Source organism: Klebsiella sp. 4_1_44FAA (genome assembly GCF_000238715.1).
In the GTDB taxonomy this organism is placed as follows: domain Bacteria; phylum Pseudomonadota; class Gammaproteobacteria; order Enterobacterales; family Enterobacteriaceae; genus Klebsiella; species Klebsiella pneumoniae.
In genome coordinates, this window is record NZ_JH414811.1 from 1 (window position 1) to 2,842 (window position 2,842).

Below are 2,842 nucleotides of genomic sequence, written 5' to 3' on the forward strand. Positions count from 1 at the left end.
AATAAATTGTTCTCTAAGTGTCCGGTTAAATCGCTCACAGGTCGCATTCATTTTCGGTGTGTACGGATAGGTCCAGATGTGTTTAATCGAGGCTTCCTGTAGCGTTTTATCAAAGTTACCGAGGAACTCCTTACCGTTGTCAGTGACAACTTGTCTGATAGCGACAGGAAAGAGCTTTGTGGCCTTGCTGAAGAAATGGCTGGTAATATCGCTGTTGAGTGAAGGGACCGCCAGGGCCAGCGCATAGTCGCTGTGCTCGTCGATCATGGTAATGATATAGCGGCGTAGGTCCCCCATCCTGAGTTCAATCGCGTCCATCCCTATGAGTTCGCCTGTTTTTACCGGGCGGTACTGTTTAGGCCTTCTGGGCTTCACTGAGCGTTTTTTTATCAACCTGACTTTGCCTCTGGCACTGAGGCGAACGGGAACCATCCGCATTTTATCGTGCGCTCCGGCAATGATCCTTCCAATGGTTGATGTACTGGGACAGGTAAAATGTCGCAGTTCACACCATGCCTTCAGCCTGACAAAAATCTGCTCTTTGCCGAGATTGGGTAGCTCAGTTCTCAGGCGCCTGATTTCCTTGATCACATCAGGGTGCCAGTGCCTTGAACGGCGAACCAGGGGGGCTTTGCTTCTTGGAATAAGCGCCTGAGGACCACCGGTGCGAAGCAACTGGCGCCACCAGTAGAGCGTTCGTGTTGATACGCCAAAAGCATCAGCTGCGGCACGGATACCATGCTTATCCCAGAAGTTCAGGGCCTTCATTCTTAACTTCGCAATCTCGGGCATAAGGGAGTGTTTCATCGCATAAGCAGTTGCTCGGTAATACCCAAAATAGCCTACTCCGACATGTTGCATCAACATCAGGTAACCCCCTTATTAACCCTGAGGTATTTGCAATATCTGTGTGAACTTACACAGGAGGAGTAAACCATGAAACTACCGCGAAACGCCCTGGTCTGGTGCGTATTAATCGTGTGTTTAACGCTCTTGATATTCACATGCCTGACCCGGAACCGCTTATGCGAAGTCCGGCTAAAGGACGGGAACAGGGAGGTCGCGGCAAGCCTGGCTTACGAATCCAACGGTAAGTAGCAACCTGGAGGCGGGGAATACCCCGCCTTTTCAGGGCTGCGTTGGTCTGACATGCCTGAAGCGCCTTTATGAAGGGGTTACCGTTCGCCGGTAGCCCCTTTTTCCCCCTCTATTCTCATGTTAAAGCTAATGTACGCATCCATTAGCTATTACCGGGAAGGTTATTTTTCCCTGTTCCGTGCTTGATACCGGAAAGCAGGCGAAGAGGGCACAGATGAAAGAGCGAGACGTATTTAGTGAACTGCTGGAAGGCATGACTGAATGGCGAGAATTTAATGCAGGAAATGAAACGCTGCGATCGCACAGTAGCTGTCTTAAACCTTTCATCCTGCCTGCGAGACGGGCAAAAAGGCCGCGCGCCTGCGGCGCCGGAAAAACCGGGCCGCGCTGACGCGCCGCCCGCATTTCCTCTCCGCGTCTTCCCTGTTTACTGCCCGCTGTCTTCCTGCTTCTTCTTCTCCCTGCTGTGATGTCTCTTTTTAACCCTTAAAGGCTTTAAAAGCACACCCATACTGGACACCTTCGGCTCCCGGCCAGCTGTGCTGTCCGGTCGTCGAGCCACACTCCGCTAACCGCGAAAAGACGCGGTAAGCTCCGCCGAACCCGCAAGCGGTTTCGGGCCTGACGGCTAGTGTCTGATGTCTGAAGTCAAGGTCAACGGCAGCGCTTGCTGCGACCGTCCCGGTCGCGCCGCTTTCACCGTGCCGGCGATAAAGCTGCCGGCACTCTGATGGCGCCACGCCGTTCCGTCGTGTCGGGTGTGTTCATTCTCATCCCTTCCCCTGGTGAGTCATCTCTCGTCCGTTCCCCGGCGAAGGGCTGGTCGTAGCACCGCCGTGTCGTCATCCAAGGGGTAAATAAACTCCGCCAAAAACTTTTTGCCAGGGACCGCAAAAACTTTTTGTCTCCGCCCCTTGTTCTCCTCCTTACGACGTTGCTCCTTTGCCCTTTGCCGCCAGGGAACTCACCGAGAGATGGATTAACCACCAGACCAGAGGAAAAGCAGAATGAACACACAGAACGTCAACGTCAAAACCGCCACCAAAGAATCTACCGAAAGATGGGTTGAAAACCTTCTGGCCACCGCGATTAGCGAGCAAAAGAGCCTCCTGCTGTATCTGGTAGAGCTTAAAAGCAAGCGTATGAGAGAAAGCGAAAGAAGTGAACTGGTATGGGGAACGTTGATGCGTATGGCTGATAACGTCCTGGGGGCGGGAGTGGTTGACTGGCACGCGGACGTTCTGCAGGTGCATTTCGGCGTTGCTCAACCGTGGCTTCAGTCCCGGAAACTCGTTGAGCTTCTTTATGGTGATGCTGGTAAGGATGCGTGGAATGACGCACGCAAATACATTGCTGACTCAATGCGCGCTGAACCCTATATGCCATGAATCTGCTTTTTTGATCCTCTCCTCGTAATATGGACACGCGCCTAAGCGAGATTCTGATTTTCAAATTGTTCCGGGCTGAGGCCGCCACAGGCACTGTGACGACGCCAGCGATTGTAATCGCACTCAATGTAATTAAATACCATCGTACGCATATCATCGCGACTGATTAGACGCTCACCGTGGATGCACTCTACCTTCAGCGTGTGGAAAAAGCTTTCCGCGCAGGCATTGTCATAGCAGCAGCCTTTTGCACTCATGCTGCCCCGAAGGTCGTGCTGCTTCAACAGGGCCTGATAATCTGCTGAGCAGTACTGACCACCCCGGTCGCTGTGGGCTATAACCCCTTTTGGCCGCTT

4 protein-coding genes are annotated in these 2,842 nt (G+C 52.9%); 2 read left to right on the forward strand and 2 right to left on the reverse strand.

Annotated elements, in window-relative coordinates; translation table 11 throughout:
* Positions 1 to 867, reverse strand: an 867-nt coding sequence (locus HMPREF1024_RS01635) for a DDE-type integrase/transposase/recombinase (RefSeq protein WP_009309854.1), incomplete at its 3' end; no start/stop codon positions are given.
* Between the two features lie 69 nt (positions 868 to 936).
* Between HMPREF1024_RS01635 and HMPREF1024_RS01630 the strand changes: the two genes are divergently transcribed.
* Positions 937 to 1,098: a type I toxin-antitoxin system Hok family toxin gene (locus tag HMPREF1024_RS01630; protein ID WP_004118124.1), complete on the forward strand. Its 162-nt coding sequence runs from the start codon at positions 937 to 939 to the stop codon at positions 1,096 to 1,098.
* Positions 1,099 to 2,105: 1,007 nt separating this feature from the next.
* Positions 2,106 to 2,486: a hypothetical protein gene (locus HMPREF1024_RS01625; RefSeq protein ID WP_004197740.1), complete on the forward strand. Its 381-nt coding sequence runs from the start codon at positions 2,106 to 2,108 to the stop codon at positions 2,484 to 2,486.
* 41 nt (positions 2,487 to 2,527) lie between these two features.
* Here HMPREF1024_RS01625 and HMPREF1024_RS0127705 read toward each other — a convergent pair.
* Positions 2,528 to 2,842, reverse strand: a 315-nt coding sequence (locus HMPREF1024_RS0127705) for an IS3 family transposase (protein WP_009309859.1), incomplete at its 5' end; no start/stop codon positions are given.